Below are 22,029 nucleotides of genomic sequence, written 5' to 3' on the forward strand. Positions count from 1 at the left end.
GTTATACCCTGGGCAACCGCCAGTTATGGCGCACTGATAACAAGCGAAAGCTACAGATCAACACCACCGAAATAGATTCCGCGAGCTGCTTTTCTATCAATGGCAGTAAAAGAACATAGCAAATGCCGCCGGTAATACACGGAATGGCATACAACTCTTTATGAAACAGCACCGGGATGTGATTAAGCAGCATATCGCGCAGTACGCCGCCAAAGCAACCGGTAATAGTGCCCAGTGCTATGCAAGCGCCCGTACCCAGATGGGCATCCAACCCTTTTTGGATGCCTATTATGGCAAATAACCCCAACCCCAGGGCATCAAAAAGCACCAACGTTACCTTGAAGTTTTTAACCCGTTTTTTAAAAAGAATGGTTACCACCGTGGTTGCCAGTATGATGAGCGGGGTGCTTACATCCCGCAGCCACGAAACCGGTGTATTACCAATAAGTAAATCGCGCAGGGTACCACCGCCAATGGCCGTTACAAAGCCCAGAATGAATACCCCAAAAACATCAAGCCTTTTTTGCATCGCCGAAAAAGCGCCCGATACCGTGAAGGCAATGATGCCCAGTATCTCTATAACGGTTGAAAAGCTCAAGTGCATATGGTTTTAAAAGAATCAGGATATTTAGAGTCAGGAGAGGAAGGGAATACCTGTATTTCCCTTAATTCTTGACTTCCTGATTCCTGACTTTCATTTATTGCAAACCTAACTTTTTGCAGCGATATAACCATTCGCTTTGTTTTTCATGCTCATATAGCTATAATTGCGAAGTATTAAAATTTCTGCATCTATCATGACCAAGCAAAAAGGATTCACTACCACATTGTTACACGCCGACCGCTTACGTAAACCCGAGTTTGGGGCTCTTCACCAGCCCATCCATACTGCGGTAACCTGGGGATTTGATGATGTGCAGGACCTGGTGAACGTGTTTCAGAATAAAGCGAAGGGTTACGCCTACTCCAGGCAGGGCAACCCCACTACCGCCGCGCTCGAGAACAAGGTTACTATGATGGAGAACGGCCTGGCCTCGGTGAGTTTTGCCACCGGTATGGCAGCCATTATGGCTACCGTTTTTGCGCTGGTAAAAAAGGGCAGCCACATAATCGCCAGCTCGTACCTGTTTGGTAATACCCGTAGCGTACTGCAAACCTTTACAGAAATTGGTTTGGATATTTCATTTGTGGATGCTACATCTGTCGAAAATATAAAGGCGGCATACCAGCCCAATACCTGCATGGTTATGGTTGAAACTATTGCCAACCCCGCTACCCAAATTGCCGATATGGAAAACATCGGCAAATTTGCCCAGGAAAAAAACCTGATATACGTGGTAGATAACACCATGACCTCGCCTTACCTGTTTAAACCCGCAACGGTTAAGGCATCGCTTGTTATAAACGCGTTAACCAAATATATAGGCGGCCACGGCAACGCGCTTGGGGGCTGCGTAACCGATACCGGCCTTTATAACTGGGCCAACTACCCCGGAATAGCCCAAGTGTTACGCCAGCAAATAAAACCCGAACTTTTAGGCATAACCCAGATACGTAAACGCGGCCTGCGCGATGGCGGGGGAACCCTGGCACCCGAAGCAGCGCACACCATATCGGTAGGGGCCGAAACCCTTGCCCTTAGGTTAGAGCGCGCATGCGGCAACGCCGCCGCGTTGGCCGAGTATTTACAATCGCACCCGTTAGTAAGCAAGGTTTATTACCCGGGCTTAACAGACCACCCGCAGCACCAGCTGGCAAAAAAATTATTTAAGTTTCCGGGTGGGCTAATGAGCTTTGCTCTGAAAGACGGGGTGGATGTATTTGCGTTTTTGAACCGCCTGCGGGTGGTAATTAAAAGCAGCAACCTTGGCGATACCCGCACGCTGGCAATACCTGTGGCCCAAACCATATTTTTTGAACTTGGCCCCGAAAGGCGCGCAGAAATGGGCATCCCCGAGGGGATGATACGCCTATCGGTAGGTATCGAAGACCGTGAAGACCTGTTGGAAGATTTTAAGCAGGCTTTTGAAGAGGCTTTGTAAATTAATGATAACAACAGTTCCCCTCTCGAGAGGGGGCGCGCCTGATAGTGCGATTGCAGGGGTGTGTTTGTACGCTTTACTAAACCCTCCCGGCGGGAGGGAATCGCACATGGCCATCTCTTTATAAAACTATATCTGTAACATCCGATAATTACCGATAACGACTTTTAGAATATATTTATTTGGAGACGCAAACTGCTGCTTTAGCCGGATAAGTTGCTGCACGTGCCGGCTGGTTATTGCACTTACCCAGCAAGGTGTATATCACAATAAATATAACGATGGTAGACAGGCAACCACCGCCTAACTTTTTGGCGCCCCATGCTGCAATTATTCCCCTGAAAAAATTATTCATACTCTTTTTTTATATGCTAAACGCAATTTTTTGCAGATGGTTTTAACTGCTGTTAGGGCAGTTTCCTTTTTACGTTAAAGGTTTGTTCGCCGTAAACCACATCTTCGTCGGTAAGGCCCTGTACTACAATTTTAAACGGGCCGGCAATATCGTTGGTAAAAAACGTCAGATTGGTTTCTGCCGATGAACTTAAAGGCACCTGGTATTTCCAAAAAATGGTAGACTGGTAGTCCGGCGGTGCGTCTTTCTCTTTATCGTAATCTACCACATAAAACTCTTTATGGGCATAAATGCCCTTTAACCGCAGCATACTTGTATATTCTTTTTCTTTACGTAATATGCATCCGCGGTACACTATGTTTACATACTGCCCGCCTCGAAAAACTTTTACTACGTCCCCCTTTTTTAAGGGCTGGAACCTGTTATTGCCAAACGGGTGGTTGCCGCAGTTAAGGATATTATTAAAGCACACCCAATCGCCGCACTCGTTTTTACCCAGGTCATCATCAACGGTGAACCTTGGTAAGCTTGCAAAGAACTGGTTGCTTTTGACAGCCTTTATCTGCACCTCTTTTAACTGCTTTATTTTATTGGGCAGTGCCATCACCAAATCCTCGTTGCTGCCGCCCGATGCAGGCATTACGTCGTTATTGAATGTTAGCGTATCCGCCAGTTTTTGAGTAAAAGCCTCAAACGGGTTGTTAATGTGTATGGCGTAGGGGGCCGTTTTGGCTTTACCATTAATAAACAATATCATTTTTTTATCGGCGGGGGTAACCATGCTGCGCTCATTCATTTTAAAATGACCGCTGCTGTCGGTATGTACTATCTGCGCTAACGTGTCGGCAATGGCGCTTAAATCAATGGGCTTTTTTAATGGCTTGTTACTAAACGTGACGTCGCCATTATAGGCCAAGTTCTGATATTGCTGTATCGTATCCGCCATCTGCGCTTTCATCATTTCCGGCCAGGTGTAGCGGCTCCAGCCCTTTATCAGCAGCAGTTTGTTCAAATATTCCCTGTCTGTTGTTTCATCACCCATCAAATTATCTTTAAGGGGGATGTTTTGCAGCTGGCTTGTAAGGTAGTAATAGCTTTCGATGTTGTTAGTCAGTTTATAACTCATGCGGTTATCCTGCACGCAAGCCACAGAAACATAACCCGAAAGCGGGATACCGGCGGCATTGCCCAGCTTAATATTAAGCTTAACCTTTTGCCGTGTGTCATATTCCTTTTGGTCGGTTTTTACCTTCAAAACAGATCTTTTGTCATAATGCGCAAAAAACACACGCTCGGCATAAGGCCTTTCTATACTGTCTAATACGGTGATCATGGTTAAACCACGAGGCAGGTCGGCAACGGCAAATTTAGCTACCAGCCCTTCCGGGTAGATCTCTTCTTCGCGCGACGCAAAAACCTCACGGTAGTTATGCAATAGTATTTTTACTAACTGCTGCCTGGTGCTTTGCAATTTAATGGTAATACTATCGGGCGACAAAGCATCCACAACCTGTAGTACCAGCCCCTGCGCCAAAGCCTTTGGCAAAGCGCAAACGGTATCTATCACCCCTGCGCGCGACACTTTTACCTGGTAACCGGCACCTTTTTGAGGCGCCAGCTTAAACACGCCCATTCCGTAGCTGTCGGTAGATATTGTATCCACAGGCTTACCGTTTTTAAGCACAATACCCTTAATACTCAATGGCTCGCCTTTAGCGCCTTTAGCTTCCCAGCCTATGTTGCTGGCTTTGCCGGTAACCAGGTTACCCCCTTCGGGGTAAAACCTTATTGTAGCCTTTGCTTTGCGCACCGGGAGCGCGATACGGATACTTTCCTTTAGCTTTCCGTCGCCAACGTCGGCCCTTAAAACATGGCTGGCCTCTGATACCTGTCCCTTATCAAGCGTAAGGATATGTTCGCCGGTAACGCCTGTTTTTGCAGTAGCCAGCACCGCTCCGCGGCGGGTGTTGCTCATTCTATATTTTACAGGCGCCTCTATTAAGGGCAGCTCTTTTGATTTTGCCGTAAGCAGGGTGCTTATTTTACCGGGCGGGGTTTGGGCGCTGTCTATCAAATTTAATGATAGGTTAAAGGCCGGCGGATTTGTTGTTTTAACGGTTATTGCCTGCTTAAAAAAAGCCTGGGGTTTGCCGTTTACCAACCTATCTGTATAAGCTGCCAGGTGGTAATTACCGGCAGCTACCGAGTCGGGGATATACATACTGCCAAAACTAAGGCCGCCATCCATAATAAAATTTGCCTGGGTGGCTATTTTATTATCGTCATCACTAATAAGCGACACCGAAAGGATATGATGTTCTTTAACCTTATTAATATCCGAGCTGATGAGATACCCGGTAAACCATATCTCCTCGTTGTTGGTGTAGATGTTTTTATCGAAATGAATAAATAAAACGGGCGACTGGTCTTTTAGCCCGTACAAATTCATTTTCGCAACAAGCGTATCCGAAAGTTCAGCCTCGTCCTGCGCAAGAAGTGCCGGCGACGCCATAAAAACAAATAATACGCAGCTGATGAGGCGAAAAATAAACTTATCCATTGCCTAAAAATAACAATAAGTTTATAAAAACCCCGACTGATGCCTGCTGTGCTTTATAAATAATTACACCTTATAAACAGGGTTATGCCTTAAACGACGATGCATTTTTTACCACATCCAGATACGATTTTTCCAGATAGACCAACAATTCGGCAAAGCCAATAGGTTTAGACATAAAGTAGTTCATACCGGCCTGCAGGCATTTCATTTTATCCTCGGGCATTGCGCTGGCCGTCATGGCAATAATAACGGGTTGGTGGGAGTTTTGCCGCCGTATTATTTGGGTGGCCTCTAAACCGTCTAACTCGGGCATCTGTACATCCATTAAAACCACATCGAATTTTTCCATCTGCGTTATGTCCACCGCTTCGCGGCCGTTAGCTACCATAAAAGGTTCGTACCCAAATTTCTTTAGTATCTGTTTAATAACTTTTTGGTTGATCAAATTGTCTTCGGCTACCAATATTTTCAATGGGAACTTTAGGGCAAAACCGGAAGAAACAGCCTGCGGAACCGGATTATGCGCGGGCTGATGCTGCGCCGAGGGCTCGTCCGCAGGCAGCCGGCATAGCATGCTAAAGGTTACTTCGGTACCAACATCCAGCACACTCTCGATATTCATTGATCCGCCTAACAGTTCAACAAGGCGCTCGCAAATAACCAGGCCGAGGCCCGTGCCCCCATATTTGCGTGTTGTAGACGAATCACCTTGAGAGAATGGCCTGAATAAGCGCGAAAGCTTGTCGGGCGATATGCCAACGCCTGTATCTTTAACATGGAAGGATATTTTCGCATCCGCTTTATCTACATAAAGTAATTCTGCGGCAACAGATACCGTGCCCGCTTTAGTAAACTTTAGTGCGTTGCCTATCAGGTTTATCAAAACCTGCTTTAACCGTAGCTTGTCGCTAATCACCTTTTCGGGGATGTTCTGGTCAATTGAACAGGTAAGCTGTATGTTCTGTTTAACGGCTTGCCCGCTAAACAGCTTTAGTACTTCGTTGATGCATTCCTGCAGGTTAAACTCGTGAATATCAAGTACCATCTCACCCGATTCTATCTTCGAGAAATCGAGGATATCGTTTATTACGTTAATAAGGCTTTCGCCGCTTATGCGGATGGTTTCTGCATATTCGCGTTGCTCGGGGTCAAGCCTGGTTTCGCACAATAACGATGCCATACCCATTACACCGTTCATGGGGGTGCGTATCTCGTGACTCATGGTAGCCAGGAAAATGCTTTTGGCGCGGTTAGCCCGTTCGGCCTCCATTCTGGCTTTCAGTTCCTGTTCGCGCTGGCCTCTTAGTTCTTCGGATTGTGCCTGTAATTCTTCGTTTATGGCGGTCAACTCCTCCGACTGGTCCTGCAACTCGTTTGCCTGCTTTTTGATCTCTGCGGTGCGCTGTTTAACAATACGTTCCAGCTCGGCTTTTTTTGAGCGTATATCGCTTAAGCGGTACCGGTAATAACCATACAGTAAGCCGGCAACAGTTATCGCAGCCAAAATTTTAAACCACCAGGTCATCCAAAAAGGGCCTGCTACAATAATGCGTAGTTGCGCGGGGGTGGTGTTCCACACGCCGTCGTTGTTGGCGGCCTTTACCTTAAAAACATATTCGCCCGGGTATAAATTGGTATAAGTTGCCCTGCGCTGCGTACCTACATAATTCCAGCCGTCTTCAAAACCTTGTAACTGATATGCATATTGGCTTAAACCCGGTAAGGTATAACTTAATGCCATGTACTCAACCGTAAAAACCGATTGCTTGTAGTCGAGCTTTATCTCTTTTGTTTGGCTTATAACCTGTTTAAGCGGCGAGCCGTTACCAATGGGTAAGGCCTTATTAAACAGCTGAAAACCGCTTATGATTATTTTGGGTGGGTGGCTGTTAACCGGCAGGTTCGACGGATCGATTATATTAAAACCGTTAAGCCCGCCAAACAACAATTTGCCGCTTTGGGTTACCAGGCCGGCGCCCTTTGAAAACTCGGGGCCCTGCAAACCGTTAAGATTTGTAAAATGCCTGAAACTGCCGGTGCCGGGTTTAAAACGAATTAACCCGTTTGTTGTGCTTACCCAGATATACCCATATTTATCTTCGGTTATTACGTTTATGATAGAATACACGTCGCCATTAGGGAAGTGATAACCTGCAAAGTGTTTGCTTTTGGCATTGTACAGGTTTAGCCCCCCGCCTATTGTACCAACCCACAAGTTACCCTTGCTATCCTCAAAAATATCTGATATGGTATTATTGGTTAAACCGGCATTAAACGTTTTAAACTGTGTAAAATTATTTTTACCCGGGTTATATAAGTTTAGTCCGTCATAGGTGCCTACCCAAACGTTGTTCTTCCGGTCGCGGTAAATAACGCGCACATCGTTGTTGCTCAGGCAATGTAGCGTATCCTTCGTGTCGTACTTGTACCGCTTTGTTACCAAACCGCTATGTATAACATTTACGCCCCCTTCATCAAGCCCCACCCAAATATCATTGTTCTGGTCCTGCATTAACGAAAACACTATATCGCTACTGATATTTTTGGGGGTAAGGCCCTTTGAATAGTGCGCTATTTTTTTGGTTTTACCCTCAAGTACATCTAAACCGTTGCCATAAGTGCCTGCCCATAGCCTGTTATCTTTATCCTTTAAAAGCGCGAGTATCTTACTACCGCTTATGCCAATATTATCATGGGTTATTTTTTGTGTTGCCTTGTCCATGTAGTTTAGCCCCCCGCCGTCGGTACCTATCCATATATCGGGGCCAACCTCGGCAAAACACAGCGCATGATTGTTGGTTAACGCGTTTACGGCACCTCTTTGATTTGAGAATTGTAAAAACGAAGGGACATTGTTATCGTATTTCAGCATGCCCGACTCAAATGTTCCAACCCGCAGTATACTCCCGGTATCGTAAACATAATTAACCGAGTTTACCTTGTTATTAAATTTGTTATAACGATGGTCAAACGTATGAGTAGTTTCATCAAAAAGATCTAATCCTTCCTCGGTACCCACCCAAAGTTGGTGTCCGGATGCCAAGGCAAGGCTAAATACCGAATTATGGGTTATTGAATTTGGATTATTGGCCTGGTGGCTGTAATGCGTAAACGATTCCGCCGCGCGGTTAAACAGGTCAAGCCCGCTATCCGCAGTAGCGATCCATATATCCCCGTTATTTTTTACAAGCAGGTTGCGTATATGATCAGTAGCGATGCTTTTGCTGTTTGAAGCGCTATGAACATATTTTTTCTTCTCCCCGGTTTTGTAATTAAACCTGACCAAGCCGCCATCTGTACCCAACCACAGGTAGCCGTATTTATCTTCCTTTACCGAATAAATATGATGGTCGGCAATGTAATCCTTGTCCTTTTCGTAAAAAAACCGGGTTACCTTATGCGTTACCGGATCGAGCAGGTTTAAACCCGAATAGGTGCCCACCCACATGTTGTTTTTGCTATCGCGATAGATGCTGTTGATATCATCGTTAGATATGGTGGTGACAACATTTTTATTTGCGGTAAAGTTTATAAACGAATCGGTGTTCCGGTCATACAAACTTAGGCCGCCGCCCCCCGTGCCAACCCATAAGTTGCCCGCGGCATCTTCGGCAAGAACATTGATGTTGTTGACCCTTAACGAGTTTTTATCTTTGGCGTTGTGGCGGTAAACTTTAAAACCGTACCCGTCGTAACGGTTAAGGCCATCATCGGTAGCCAGCCAGATATAACCTACCCTATCCTCAAAAATAAACTTAACGTTACTGTGCGACAGGCCATCGCTGATGCTCAGGGTAGTTTTATAGGCATTTTGATATTGCGCGGAAACCTTTACAGATATTACAGATAAGGCACTTATTATTAATATGATAAACACCTGTACAGGCCTTAAAGATCGTCTGCTCATTAAATACTACTTTTTTAAATACTTAAACACGCTCGTACAGAACTAATTAGCAAGCAGAATAATAACTTATTGAATTTAGATTTACTGGTTTGTACGAAAGTAATGTATAAAGGTTGTAAATTTTCTTTACATGAAAGTATTTAACACTATTTTTTTTCTGCAAGTAAAATATCTGTCAATCAGACCATTATTACAACAAAAAAATAAGCTATAACTTAATATTAAGGAAAAAGGTTTATAAATAATAATATGACAAACGCTATTTATTGTAATACCGGGGTTTGCGTATCGGCGATTATATTACCGGCTATTTCATTGTTGAAAGGTGCAATATCCTGGATAGTGCGCGATGGATAACGCCTGGTATCGAATTTGCCCGTCCAGTCGGCGTTTTTACTGCCGCCAACTAAAATACCCGTAATGCAATGGCTTATCTGGTTGTTTTTGATGATGCAATCGCTTGCTGCTATGTAAAAACCGGTGTCTGCCCTTCCTTTGGCCATGCCGTACATCAGCCTGATGGCTATGGGCAATCCTTTAAAAGTATTGTTGGTAACGGTATGGGTGGTGCCGTTAACGCGTATGCCTCCTGTACCGCCTTCAAAGCTATTGCTATCTATTAAACATTCGTGGCCGCCGCGCATTACCAGTTCGCCGTGGCAATCTTCAAAATAGTTATTGATATACTTATTACCCGATGCCTTGTTACTGATCACTTCCGGCTCGCCGTTGCAGCGTATAAAGCGGTTATCGCGTACGGTTGTATACGAGTAGCGGTTACCTAACAGTATGGGGTCCTGCCCTATTTGTACACATTCGCCGCCGTTGTTACCCTTCCAGGTTACGCTGTCCTTATCCATAAAAGTGTTATGATCTATTAGTGTATGTAACGACACCTCGTTCGGGCCCACTCTTACCTGTACTTCCTGGTTGTTAAAATTGCCGCTAAAAGTGCAATGATCTACCCGGTTATGCTCGCCCTGCCCGGATACCGCCACTATAGGCATAAACTGAGCATTTACTGTATTCCTGGTAAAAACGCAATCGGTTACCCTGCAATATTTAGCGGCCTTCATTTCAATAAGCACCACGTTAGCGCTTTTTTCTTTAAACAATTGGCAGCCTTCAAATTTTAAACCTCTAACTTGTATGTAACTACCCGTTACCTCTAGTACTGCCTGGTGCACCTCGCCCGTAAATACCGCCTTGCCTGTACTTTCGGCCCTGATGATAATAGGCTTGCTGACTGTACCATTACTGTTAACAGCAGCGGCCCAGCCCTGGTAGCTGCCATTGGCAATTACAATTTCATCCCCCGGCTGCACAATAGCCGCAGCTTTGCTGAACTCACCGGGTGTTTTTACTTTATATTTTTTGCCAAAGCTTACCTGAACGCACAGGCAGGCAAGTGTTACCAGTAAAATCTTCATTAAATTTATGTTGTTTATAGTTTTATCCACGGCAGTAGGTGTACTTAATCAAAAGATCATACGTGCGTTAACCAAATACCGGCCCCGCTATGCGCGGGACCGGCGAAATGGCACTTACTCACTATATTAATTAACCATGTTTCGGTTCGGGTGCAGTTTACACTGAGATAGTACGTAAACCGCAAGGTCTGCCGCTGCTTTATCATTATCGAAACCGGCGGGCAAACGGCCGTTAACATATTCGTTATACAGCCAGGGGTCGCCTATGGCTATAACAGTGCCTTTGCCATATTTAGTTATGGCTGCTATCGCGGTACCGTTCGCAGCTTTTAAAAGCGGCTTCGCCCGGCCGGATAAACCTATGCTGCATGCATCTTTTATAAAAGCCTTTTTTGATGTTTTAAAAACGGGGTTGTTGTTTATCAAAACCGCGCCATCTTCAAAATGGGCATCATCAATTACATGGCTTTGCATGTCGTTGTTAAAGTGCATGCCAAACTTGCCGGCAAGCAGGTTAAAATGGTTTAACTCCACATTGGCGCTATCGTTGGCCATCATGATAAGCACACCGCCGGCCTTTACCCACCGGGCAATATTATCGGCATCGGCCTGCTGTATGTAGTTGGGGTTCGGGTTCTCTTTCCGGCTATCGGGGTCAACAATAATATATACCGATGTGCCCTTTAAATTTGCTGCCGTTGGCGCCGTATCCAGTCTGCTTAAAGTTGCCCCCTTTGATCTGAAGATATCGCCCCATACCGAGAACCCTGAATTGGCGGTATCCTCCCATAAGTAATGAAACCGCTCGGTTTGGCCGCCCTTTGTTTGATGTGTTTCGTGGTTAAAAAAATAATCAAGGGTAACGGTTTGTGCCATTACCGTGCCGGTAACTAAATACAAGGATATTATAACACCAAAAAAACTGCGTTTCATGCTTTGTAAATAACCGGGTAAATAAGCAGCGTTTATAATTGGTAATTAAGCAACTGCGAATCAAAAATACCCTGATTACCATACCGGTGGCATGTTTAAGGGATATTTATTTACGATATCGTTTTCGCTGCGGCCTGGCTAACTATGATGTTTTGCGCGCGGTTGAATGGCGGGTAACCAGTTGGGTAGGCAATACAATAGTTTCAAACTCGTGTACAGGGCGTTTTGATAAAATAAGGCTTAACAGCATTTGGGTGGCCTTTTGCCCCATTTCAAAACCCGGCTGATAAACCGAGCTAAGCGAGGGGTTCAGCGCGTCGGCCAGGGTGGTATTGGTGTAGCCTATCAGGGCAATCTCCTGCGGGATCTTTATTTGCAGTTTATTCAGCAGCAGCAAAGTGGTGGTGGTTATCCTGTCGGATGTGGTGAAGATCGCGTCGGGTTTTTCTTTCAGCGATAGCAGTTCGTTCAGCGCGTTCTCAATTTCGCCCACATCGCGCCCCCCATGCGGGCAGTGTTTAATGTATTCATCGCCCATAGTTATGCCTGCCTCCTCAAGCGCTTTACTGTACCCGGCAAAACGTTCTTTGGTGATAGAAATATTTGGCGGGCTGGTAATATGCGCTATCCGTTTATAGCCTGAATCCAGCAGGTGGCGGGTGGCGTCATACCCTCCTTTAAAATTATCGGCAATTACTTTATGGGTGTCTATCTCGTCGGTTATGCGGTCAAAAAAAACAATAGGCAAGCCCTGGCGGTGCAGCTTGTGCAGGTGTTCAAAGTCTTTGGTCTCGGTAGATAATGATATCAACAGTCCATCAATAGACCGGTGTGTAAGGTGGTCAACGTTTTTTACTTCCAGGTCGAACGATTCGTGGGTTTGGGTAATGATCACATTGAAGCCTGCCTCGTAAGCTACGGATTCGATGCCGTTGATCACCTGCGAGAAAAACTGGTTTTCGATTGTCGAAACTACGATACCGATTGATTTGCTATGCCCCTGTTTTAAGCTTTGGGCAATGGGGTTTGGCCGGTAGTTGTGCTGCTCGGCATACTCAGTTACAAGCTTTTTTGTATTCTCGCTGATCTCGTAGCTATCCCTTAACGCCTTTGATACGGTAGAAACCGAGAGGTTAAGCGCCGTAGCTATATCCTTAATTGTAATACTGTTAAAATTCATATTAGGTTAATGCCAAGCAAACACCATCAATACTGTGCTTAACATTTCACCAATGTAATAAATCTTACTTGTTTATGGAAATATCAGGTTACAGTTTCACCACCTTCATCCTGGGGGTTAACAGGTGCATAATGAACCAGGCGAGCAAATAAGCGCAGGCGCACATGGTGAAAATAATGTTATAACCCGCGGTGATATTACCCGATGCCTTGGCCGAATCTAATATCCAGCCGATAAAGAACGGGAACGCTATACCGCCTACGGCCCCCGCCATACCCCCTATACCCACAACCGAGCTTACCGCCCGTTTAGGGAACATATCTGATGCTGAGGTAAAGATATTGGCACTCCAGGCCTGGTGGGCCGCTGCTGCCAGACTTATTAACCCCACAGCCTGCCAGATATTGGCCGCATACCTTGCCGCAAATATGGGCACTACGCACAACGCGAAAATGAACATAGCAGTTTTACGCGCCCTGAATATGGGCATACCGCTTTTAATGAACCGCGACGATAAATATCCCCCGCCTATGCTGCCGATAGTTGTAGCGGTATAAACCAATACAAGGGGCAGGCTTGGTTTGGTAAGGTCAAGCTTGAAGGTGCTTGCAAAGTACGATGGCAGCCAAAACAGGAAGAAGTACCAGATGGGATCGGTGAGGAACTTGCCCGCCACAAACGCCCATGTTTGCCTGATGCCGAACAGCCGCACCCATTTTATCTTTTCCTGCGGGCCGTCTTCCGCGGCTGGTTCGTCAACATCACTGTGTATGTGCTCAAACTCGGCACTGTTAATCTTTTTATGCTTTGACGGAACCTCGTAAAATATCCACCAGAATATCAGCCATAAAAAACCGATGGCGCCGGTTATGATAAAGGCCATCTGCCAGCCGTAAATACCCAGTATCCAGGGAACCATTATGGGTGCCGCTACCGCGCCTATGTTCGCGCCCGAATTAAATATCCCCGTTGCCAGGGCACGCTCCTTTTTGGGGAACCACTCGGCAACAACCTTAATGGCCGCCGGGAAGTTACCCGACTCGCCAAGGCCCAACGCCGCCCTTACCGCGCCAAAACCTAAAGTTGTTTTTACAATGGCGTGCAGCATGGCCGCCACGCTCCAAAAAATGAGCGATATGGTGTACCCCAGTTTGGTGCCCAGCTTATCGATAAAGCCGCCAAAGGCCAGTAAGCCAATAGCATAAGCCGCCTGAAAAGCCATAACTATGTGGCTGTAATCTTCTTCTGTCCAGTTAAATTCTTCTTCAAGCTTTGGTTTCAATAAGCCGATAACCTGCCTGTCGAGGTAGTTAATGGTCGTGGCAAAAAACAGCAGGATCACAACGATCCACCGGTAGTTGGTTTTTTTGGTATCGGTCATAATTGGTTTTGTTATCGTGCCGACTTTACTAACTGTAATGCCCGCAACGTTTCTGTATATAACTGGTCGTACGCTTTGTTCTCGAGGATGCTCTTTGTGATCAGCTTGCTGCCCATCCCAACAGCCGATACACCCGCGTTAAACCATCCCGTAATATTTTCCAGGCTCATTTCTACTCCGCCGGTAGGCATCATTTGCACCCCCGGGAAAAGGTCTTTAACCGCCGATACGAACGCAGGCCCCAGTATATTGGCGGGGAAGAGCTTCACCATTTTGGCGCCAAGCTCCTGCGCTTCGTAAATTTCAGTGGGCGTCATACAGCCCGGTATCCAAAGCAGGCCGTGTTTTGCGGCAACCGCTGCAACCTGGTGGTTAACCAGCGGCGATATTAAAAAATCCGCACCGGCGGCGGCAAGCAGTTCGGCCTCGTCGGCAGATTTAACGGTACCGATGCCCAAAAGCAAGCCCGGCAATTGCAGCTGCTGCTTTTTAAGTGCCTTAAAATTATCAAGCGCTGCCGGCCCACGGTTAGTATATTCAATGGCACGGATGCCTGCCTTGTAAAGGGTTTCGGTAACAGCTATGCTCACTTCGCGGCTTTCGTTATAGTAAAGCGGCAACACACCTTGTTCTACAATACTATCCTGTACCTGCTGCTTAGTTGTCATTTTTAATGGCTTTGGTTATTTCGTCAACAGTACTTTGCGTGGCATCGCCCTTAATAAATAATTTTTCGAACGCGGCGGCAGTGGCAAAACTCAGCGTTGCCAAAGGCTCCATTTTTTCCTGATATCCGTATATCAGCCCGGCCATAAAACAATCCCCGCTGCCTACTTTATCAATTACTGTGTCGGCGGTATAGTCGGCCGAGTTATATAGTTGCCCGTCCTGGTATAAAGCGGTATAGTATTTTATGCCGCCTTTATCATCGAACCTGAAGGTATTGGCAACTGTTCTGCATGCAGGGAATCTTTCCATTATCTTTTTCGAACTGCTAAGCGCTTCGGCGAGGTAGTTTTCTTTTGTATCACTATCTGTCAACTGCGGACTAACCGGTATGCCTAATAAGCTTTCGGCCGCCCAAACATTGCCCATTACCATGTTGCAATATTTTACCAGTCGCGGCATAATTTGCTCCGGCTCCTTGCCATACTTCCAAAGCTTTGCACGATAATTAAGGTCGATAGATATGGTGATGTTTCGTTTGGATGCTGCTATCAGCACCTCTTCGCAAAGGTCGGCCGTTTGCTGCGTCAGCGCCGGGCAGATAGCGCTGAAGTGAAACCAGCTTACACCTGTTAAAACCTGGTCCCAATCAATAACGCCGGGCTTTAATTCGGCAAATGCCGAGCCTGCACGGTCATAGATCACCGCGTCGTGTTTCATGTCGGCACCGCTGGTTAAATAAAATAAACCCTGGCGGCCTGCACCTTTATGGATAGCCGAAGTATCGATGCCCCTTTCGGCGACATAATTAATGATCTGCTCCGACAAGCTGTTATCGGGCATGGCGGTAAAATACTTTGTTTTAACATTCCACAAAGCCAGCGCGGTAGCCACGTTCAATTCGGCGCCGCCAACATAAACCGGCAGGCTGCTGCTTTCAAGCCAGTTGCCGCTTGCATCAGGGCATATCCTGAGCAGCAGTTCGCCAAAGGTTAAAACCGTGTCGTTACTTTGCGTGCCTGTTTCCATTAAACTCCTCCAAATATCGAGAACCCGCCGTCAACACATATCATAGAGCCGGTTACAAATGCCGATGCGTCGCTCAGCAGCCAAACCAGCGCGCCAATCAGTTCATCCGGGTGGCCAAAGCGTTTAAACGGCGTTTGCTTAATAACTAATGCGCCCCTGTCGGTGTAACCGCCTTCGGGCTTTGTTAAAAGGTTACGGTTTTGTTCTGTTAAGAAAAAGCCGGGAGCAAGGGCGTTCATCCTTATCGCATCGCCATAACGGTTGGCCAGCTCAACGGCAAACCATTGATTATAGCAATCAACCGCGGCCTTGCCCATATTGTAGCCCAATACCCTGGTAATAGCCCGCTTGGAGTTCATGGATGATATATTAACAATACTACCCTTGCCTGTTTTGGCAATGGCTTCGCCAAACACCTGCGTAGGCAGCAGGGTGCCCCAAAGGTTTACTTCCATTACTTTTTTCATCCCGTTAAGGTTCATATTGAATATGTCCTCATCGGGCTGCAGCACACCTTCGGGCATGTTGCCGCCCGCGCCGTTAACCAGCCCGTCTATGCGGCCAAATTTATCAAGCACCGCTTTAGCGGCGGCTTTTAAGTCGTCTTCTTTCAGCACGTCGGCAATCAGCGCGATGGCCTGGCCGCCGCTTTTATTAATAGCTTCGGCCCTTTCTTCGGCAACCTCTTTGTTGCGGCCCAGTATCCCTACGGCGCCTCCGGCTGCTACAATGCCATCTATAAAAGATTTGCCCAGTATGCCTGTGCCGCCGGTTACAACAATTACCTTCCCTTTTAACGAAAAATTATTCTCCACTGTGCTTATTTCTATTTTATGTTATCAATGCTGATGGCATCCATATCGGTATAATCCAGGTTTTCGCCTGCCATGCCCCATATAAAGCTGTAACTGCCGGTACCTGCCCCCGCGTGCATGCTCCACGGCGGCGATACAACAGCGCCGTAATTATCAATTAATATATGCCTGGTTTCGGCTTCCTCGCCCATCAGGTGAAACACCCTTTGCCCCGCGGGGATATCGAAGTAAAAATAAGCTTCCATACGGCGGTCGTGTACGTGCGGCGGCATGGTGTTCCATACGCTGCCTTCGTGCAGTGTAGTTAAACCCATAACCAGCTGGCAGCTTTTTATGCCGCCCGCGCCGTTATGTATATATTTATTAATGGTGCGCTTGTTAGCGGTGGCGCTGCTGCCGGTGTGTACCTTTTCGGCCTGCTCAATGGGCAAAAAGGTTGTTGGATAAGTTGCATGCGCCGGCGACGATAGCAAATAAAACACCGGCGGCGTGGCGGCATCAACTGCGGTAAAGCTTACCTGTTTTACGCCTTTACCTATATACAGGCAATCCATTTTCTTCAGGTCGAAAGTTTGGCCGTCGGCAGTTACCCGGCCATCACCGGCAACGTTGATGATGCCTAACTCGCGGCGTTCTAAAAAATACCCGGCTTTGAGGTTATCGTAATTTTCAAGTACTAAGGTTTTACTAACCGGGTGTGCACCGCCTATTATCATGCGGTCGTAATGTGTGTAAACGCAGTTTACCTGGTCTGCCTTTACCAGGTCGTCAATTAAAAAGCGGTCGCGTATCTGTTCGGTCTGGTAGGTTTTAAAATCACCGGGATGAACGCTATGTATTACTTTCAAAACAGGAAGTGTTAGAGTTTAATGTATAATGTTCAGCAAGTCTACAATTATGATATTTTAATTTGAAATAAACGTGTTGTTATTTCTACGCAAACGTTATCGAAAACTTTCGCTTACTAAATTAATATAAAATACACGGCCTTTACTATAACGTTTGCGTAGAATTAGTGGCAGCCACCGGCTGATATTTAAACTATTTCCTTGTAATATTGACCTATGGCAGCGCAGTTCAGGCATAGCCGCCGGGTGCATTGCTTGTTATAAACCAATTGAATAATATCATGAAAGTTAAACCTTTATTTCGGCTAACAATAGCTGCTATCAGTTTTATCGCGATGGAAAATACAGCAATGGCCCAAACCGGCACCGGCAATAATGTTAACCCCAAAACCGCCCGGGATTGGGTACAAAGCAATAAATGGAAGAACGGCTTAAAATTAAACTTGTATAAGCATGTAAACGCGGTTGAGTTTTATAAGCAATACCATAACAACAAAGCGGTGTGGGATAAAGTGTTTAGCTATTTACGCGAACAAAACCTGGATACCCTAAGCGCGGGCAAGCACCCTATTGATGGAGAGAACGCTTATGCCAGCGTAACCGAGGCGCCTTCCAAAGACCTGGATAAGGCGGGGTGGGAATCGCACCGCAAATACATCGATCTGCAATATGTAATAAAGGGCAAAGAGCGCATTAATGTTATCGACATAAATAAAGCCACCATTACCAAACCCTACAGCGAAACCAGCGACGCCGCAAACTATACTGCCGAAGGTGCTTCGTACATCGCCGAACCCGGCACATTCTTTTTGTTTTTTCCGCAGGATGTACATCGCCCTAACATTAAGGTGGCGGGTTATGATGTGGTAAAAAAATTAGTGATAAAAATTAAAGTGGTCAATTAAACGGCCTATTAAATACATCCATGAACATTAAACATATTATACCCCTTATAGCATTGAGCGTCGCTGCTGTTAGCGTATCGGCTCAAAACAACGCGCGCGAAGCATTCAAATTCGCAAAGCATCAAACAAAACTTTTATTAGCCGAAACAGCCAAAACCAACGCGGCTGCCAACAAGCCCAACCTGTTATCGCCGCGTGCACTGAACACAAATGGCGACCTGGTGATGGTATCGCCAAAGGATTGGTGCAGCGGTTTTTTTCCCGGCAACCTGTGGTTTCTGTATGAATACAGCGGCGATAAATTCTGGAAAGAACGATCTGAACCGTTTACTGCAGCGATGGAAGCCGAAAAAAGCAATACCGGCACACACGACCTTGGCTTTATGGTATATAATAGCGTAGGCAACGCCTACCGCTTAACGCACCAGCAGAGATATAAGGACGACATCATCCAGGCGGCCCGGTCACTTATTACCCGTTTTAACCCAACTGTCGGTTGCATCAAATCATGGGACCATCAAAAACAATGGCAGTTCCCGGTGATCATTGATAATATGATGAATTTGGAATTGTTGTTCGAGGCGACCAAACTAAGCGGCGATTCCAGCTTTTATAAGGTGGCGGTAACACACGCCAACACTACGCTTAAAAACCATTTCAGGGCCGACAACAGTTCGTTCCACGTTATTAATTACGACCCTGAAACCGGCAAGGTGCTTAACAAACAAACCCTCCAGGGCTTTGCCGATAGCTCGGCCTGGGCTCGCGGGCAGGCATGGGGGCTTTATGGCTACACCATGTGCTACCGCGAAACCGGTAACAAAACCTATCTTGACCAGGCTGAGAAAATCGCCCGATACATTTTCAGCAACCCGCAGATGCCGCCCGACCTGGTGCCCTATTGGGATTACGACGCGGCTAAACTGGGTAACCAGCCACGCGATGCATCGGCAGCAGCTATTGCCGCGTCTGCTTTGTACGAATTAAGCACCTACAGCAAAAACGCCGCTAGCTACAAAAAAACAGCCGACAAGATATTAAACAGCCTGGGCAAAGGCTACCAGGCGCAGCCCGATAGCGCCAGGGGCTTTTTGCTGTTGCACAGCACCGGACATAAACCGGCCAACAGCGAAATAGATGTGCCCATTATTTATGCCGATTATTATTACCTGGAGGCCTTGCTTCGGCAAAAACGCCTGGCCGAAAAAAAGCCGGTCATCAACTCGCCAGGGACGCTAAAAAATTAGGCTATGATACAAAGCGGTTTATTTCAGCAGGGTGATGCCATTGAATGGCAACAGGTTGGCGATGGGGTACAGCGGCAGGTTTTTGGCTATGATGATAAGCTGATGATGGTAAAGGTAAGATTTAGCAAAGGGGCTTGCGGTGCCCTGCACAGCCATGCGCACGCGCAGGTTAGCTATGTAGAAAGTGGCGCATTTGAAATGACAATGGGCGAAACGGTAAAGATCATTAGTAAAGGTGATGGGTATTATGTGCCGCCGTTTACGGTGCACGGCTGCGTTTGCCTGGAAGACGGTATGCTGATTGACGCCTTTAGCCCCGCCCGCTGGGATTTTTTAGCTGCCGATAGCGAACAATATACTTTGTAAATTAGGCGATCAAAACTACTTAAATGAGCTTAGAACAAACATGGCGCTGGTACGGCCCTGATGACCCGGTGACGTTGGCCGATGCCACGCAAGCCGGTGCCACAGGTATTGTTACCGCCCTGCACCACATCCCCAATGGCGAAGTTTGGCCGGTAGAAGAGATCTTGAAACGGAAAAAGCTGATAGAGGAAGCAGGACTAAGATGGTCGGTAATTGAAAGTGTTCCCGTACACGAGGACATCAAAAAACGAAGCGGCAACTATGAGCGGTACATCCAAAATTACCGCCAAAGCCTGCTTAATATAGGGCAATGCGGTATAAACATTGTTTGCTATAATTTTATGCCGGTGCTCGACTGGACCCGCACCGACCTGGACTACCCCATGCCCGATGGCTCTACCGCGTTAAGGTTTGACACCACTGCCTTCGCCGCTTTCGATATTTATATTCTGAACAGGCCGGGCGCGGAACACGACCATCCGGAAGCCATAAAGTTAAAGGCAAAGGCATACCACGATAGTTTAAGCGAAGCCGCCAAACAGCAATTGGTAAAAAACATAATAGCCGGCTTGCCCGGGTCAGAGGAGGGTTACACCCCGGCCGGGTTTTTAAATATGTTGGCCTCGTACGGCCATATCAGCGCGCAAGCACTGAAAGCCAACCTGGCGCATTTTCTGCACGAGGTTATTCCGGCAGCAGAGCAGGGTGGCGTGCTAATATGCATCCATCCCGACGACCCGCCTTACCCTATTCTCGGCCTGCCGCGCGTGGTAAGTAACGAACAGGATATTATGGATATTTACAACGCCATAGATAGCCCAAATAACGGCCTTACCTTTTGCACCGGATCGTTCGGGGTAATAGCAAGTAACGATTTGCCGGGAATGGTTGAGCGCCTGGGCCATCGCATCCACTTTATCCATCTGCGCAGCACTAAACGCGACGATGAGGGCAACTTTCATGAAGCCGACCACCTTACCGGCGATGTGGATATGTACGCCGTGATGAAAGCCCTGCTGCTGGAACAGCAGAAAAGGGTAACTGCGGGCCGAACAGATACCATCATGCCCTTCCGCCCGGACCACGGGCATAAAATGCTCGATGACCTGCACAAAAAAACAAATCCCGGGTACTCGGCCATTGGCCGCCTGCGCGGGCTGGCCGAATTGCGCGGGCTGGAACTGGGTATCAAAAGATCATTAGAAATTTAATTTGACATGAAAAAGATCCTCTGTTTTTTGACCCTCGCGCTTGTAACTTTTTGTGCCGACGCGCAGTTTGTAAGCCTTGACAAAAACGAGGTAAAACTGATGCGCGAAACCCTCAAAAAAGACAGAAATTTCTCGAAAATATTCAGGAATTTTCAAGTAATTGCCATCCAATCGCTGAGTGAAACTCCCAACCCGATAGCAGTTATTTTGTCGCAGGGCCTGCTCGCCGGCGACCCCAGGAAGACCGCAAGCCTGAAAGCCCTGGAAGATGCCACTAAGGTTTACGCGCTGGCATTTGCCTACAAAATATCGGGAAAAACCGCTTATCTGAACAAAGCAACAGACTTTTTTACCGCCTGGGCAAAGATCAACAAAGCCACCGACGACCCCATCAACCAAACCAAACTGGAAGACATGGTTACCGCGTACGACCTTGTGAGAGAGGATGTTACAGCAGAAAGCCGCACCCTTACAGACGATTGGCTGCGCAGCATTGCCGATGCAATGGTGGATAGCAAATACGCCAAAGGCAGCCGCGGCACCGCCATTAACAACTGGAACTCGCACCGTATCAAGATGATAACGCTGATAGCCTATACGTTGCACAATAACAAATACGATGGCATCATCACTACAGAAATTGAAAAACAGCTTAACGTAAACTTAAACCCTGATGGCACCACGCACGACCTGATGGAACGCGACGCCTTCCATTACCAAACTTATGATATTGAGCCACTTATATCGGCTTGCATAGCCATTTACCGGGCAACAGGCAAAAATTATTTTGACTGGGAAACCGCCAACGGATCTACCATAAAAAACTGCGTTGATTATATGACACCCTATATGACCGGCGAAAAAACCCACCCGGAATTTGTAAAAAGTACCGTTCCCTTTGATAAAAAACGGGCCGAAAACGGCGAAAAGGGCTATGCGCCAGGTACATTGTTCGAGCCTGTTAACGGCGTTCACACCTTCTCGCTGGCAGCTTACTTTGATAAAGGATATAACAAAATAATCCACCTGGCTATGCACGATGACAACTACTTGAACTGGCGAATGGCACTTAATGCTTTTACTGTTGTAAAACCATAACAGACAGCTATTTATGAATAAAAAGGGCGAATGACCATCAGATCATTCGCCCTTTT

Annotated in this window: 18 protein-coding genes; 6 read left to right on the plus strand and 12 right to left on the minus strand. The window is 46.7% G+C overall.

What is annotated here, in order from left to right:
* Window position 1: 1 nt before the first annotated feature.
* Window positions 2-604 (minus strand): trimeric intracellular cation channel family protein, encoded by a 603-nt coding sequence (locus tag GWR56_RS00650; RefSeq protein WP_162429274.1) that lies wholly within the window; start codon window positions 602-604, stop codon window positions 2-4.
* A 193-nt stretch (window positions 605-797) separates the two neighbouring features.
* Here GWR56_RS00650 and GWR56_RS00655 point away from each other — a divergent pair, with 193 nt between their 5' ends.
* Complete coding sequence (locus GWR56_RS00655) at window positions 798-2,042, plus strand: cystathionine gamma-synthase family protein (protein WP_162429275.1); 1,245 nt, start codon at window positions 798-800, stop codon at window positions 2,040-2,042.
* Window positions 2,043-2,220: 178 nt separating this feature from the next.
* On the opposite strand, the gene GWR56_RS20520 is transcribed toward GWR56_RS00655, so the two are convergent.
* From GWR56_RS20520 to kduI, 11 genes are all read right to left on the minus strand, one after another.
* Window positions 2,221-2,397 (minus strand): hypothetical protein, encoded by a 177-nt coding sequence (locus tag GWR56_RS20520; RefSeq protein ID WP_183551297.1) that lies wholly within the window; start codon window positions 2,395-2,397, stop codon window positions 2,221-2,223.
* A 52-nt stretch (window positions 2,398-2,449) separates the two neighbouring features.
* Entirely contained in the window at window positions 2,450-4,957 is a 2,508-nt protein-coding gene (locus GWR56_RS00660) for a hypothetical protein (RefSeq protein ID WP_162429276.1), read from the minus strand.
* Between the two features lie 82 nt (window positions 4,958-5,039).
* Window positions 5,040-8,864 carry a two-component regulator propeller domain-containing protein gene (locus tag GWR56_RS00665; protein WP_162429277.1) on the minus strand — a complete coding sequence of 1,275 codons (3,825 nt, stop codon included), beginning with the start codon at window positions 8,862-8,864 and terminating at the stop codon, window positions 5,040-5,042.
* Window positions 8,865-9,127: 263 nt separating this feature from the next.
* On the minus strand, window positions 9,128-10,294 hold the full coding sequence (locus tag GWR56_RS00670; protein ID WP_162429278.1) for a polysaccharide lyase 6 family protein: 1,167 nt from the start codon (window positions 10,292-10,294) through the stop codon (window positions 9,128-9,130).
* Between the two features lie 126 nt (window positions 10,295-10,420).
* Complete coding sequence (locus GWR56_RS00675; protein WP_162429279.1) at window positions 10,421-11,227, minus strand: DUF4350 domain-containing protein; 807 nt, start codon at window positions 11,225-11,227, stop codon at window positions 10,421-10,423.
* A 142-nt stretch (window positions 11,228-11,369) separates the two neighbouring features.
* Complete coding sequence (locus GWR56_RS00680) at window positions 11,370-12,407, minus strand: LacI family DNA-binding transcriptional regulator (RefSeq protein ID WP_162429280.1); 1,038 nt, start codon at window positions 12,405-12,407, stop codon at window positions 11,370-11,372.
* An 88-nt stretch (window positions 12,408-12,495) separates the two neighbouring features.
* Window positions 12,496-13,788 (minus strand): MFS transporter, encoded by a 1,293-nt coding sequence (locus GWR56_RS00685; RefSeq protein ID WP_162429281.1) that lies wholly within the window; start codon window positions 13,786-13,788, stop codon window positions 12,496-12,498.
* A gap of 11 nt (window positions 13,789-13,799) precedes the next feature.
* Window positions 13,800-14,456 carry a bifunctional 4-hydroxy-2-oxoglutarate aldolase/2-dehydro-3-deoxy-phosphogluconate aldolase gene (locus GWR56_RS00690; protein WP_162429282.1) on the minus strand — a complete coding sequence of 219 codons (657 nt, stop codon included), beginning with the start codon at window positions 14,454-14,456 and terminating at the stop codon, window positions 13,800-13,802.
* Window positions 14,446-15,483: a sugar kinase gene (locus tag GWR56_RS00695; protein ID WP_162429283.1), complete on the minus strand. Its 1,038-nt coding sequence runs from the start codon at window positions 15,481-15,483 to the stop codon at window positions 14,446-14,448. Before GWR56_RS00695 ends, GWR56_RS00690 begins: the two co-directional genes overlap by 11 nt.
* Window positions 15,483-16,298, minus strand: coding sequence for an SDR family oxidoreductase (locus tag GWR56_RS00700; protein ID WP_162429284.1), 816 nt, complete (start codon window positions 16,296-16,298; stop codon window positions 15,483-15,485). The genes GWR56_RS00695 and GWR56_RS00700 overlap by 1 nt, the downstream gene beginning before the upstream one ends.
* 11 nt (window positions 16,299-16,309) lie before the next feature.
* Window positions 16,310-17,146 (minus strand): 5-dehydro-4-deoxy-D-glucuronate isomerase, encoded by an 837-nt coding sequence (gene kduI, locus GWR56_RS00705; RefSeq protein ID WP_162429285.1) that lies wholly within the window; start codon window positions 17,144-17,146, stop codon window positions 16,310-16,312.
* Window positions 17,147-17,427: 281 nt separating this feature from the next.
* On the opposite strand from kduI, the gene GWR56_RS00710 reads away from it, so the two are divergent.
* Genes GWR56_RS00710 through GWR56_RS00730 form a run of 5 tightly spaced genes read left to right on the plus strand, consistent with a single transcriptional unit; the run spans window position 17,428 to window position 21,973 of the window.
* Window positions 17,428-18,051 carry a YhcH/YjgK/YiaL family protein gene (locus GWR56_RS00710; protein ID WP_162429286.1) on the plus strand — a complete coding sequence of 208 codons (624 nt, stop codon included), beginning with the start codon at window positions 17,428-17,430 and terminating at the stop codon, window positions 18,049-18,051.
* A 20-nt stretch (window positions 18,052-18,071) separates the two neighbouring features.
* Window positions 18,072-19,298, plus strand: a complete 1,227-nt coding sequence (locus GWR56_RS00715) for a glycoside hydrolase family 88 protein (RefSeq protein WP_162429287.1) — start codon at window positions 18,072-18,074, stop codon at window positions 19,296-19,298.
* Window positions 19,299-19,301: 3 nt separating this feature from the next.
* A complete protein-coding gene (locus GWR56_RS00720; RefSeq protein WP_162429288.1) occupies window positions 19,302-19,664 on the plus strand; it encodes a cupin domain-containing protein in 363 nt (120 codons plus the stop codon).
* Window positions 19,665-19,687: 23 nt separating this feature from the next.
* Window positions 19,688-20,875: a mannonate dehydratase gene (uxuA, locus tag GWR56_RS00725; protein WP_162429289.1), complete on the plus strand. Its 1,188-nt coding sequence runs from the start codon at window positions 19,688-19,690 to the stop codon at window positions 20,873-20,875.
* A 6-nt stretch (window positions 20,876-20,881) separates the two neighbouring features.
* The gene (locus tag GWR56_RS00730) at window positions 20,882-21,973 is read left to right on the plus strand and encodes an alginate lyase family protein (protein ID WP_162429290.1); all 1,092 of its coding nucleotides are present in this window, start codon (window positions 20,882-20,884) and stop codon (window positions 21,971-21,973) included.
* Window positions 21,974-22,029 lie beyond the last annotated feature (56 nt).

It is taken from the genome of Mucilaginibacter sp. 14171R-50 (genome assembly GCF_010093045.1).
Taxonomy (GTDB): domain Bacteria; phylum Bacteroidota; class Bacteroidia; order Sphingobacteriales; family Sphingobacteriaceae; genus Mucilaginibacter.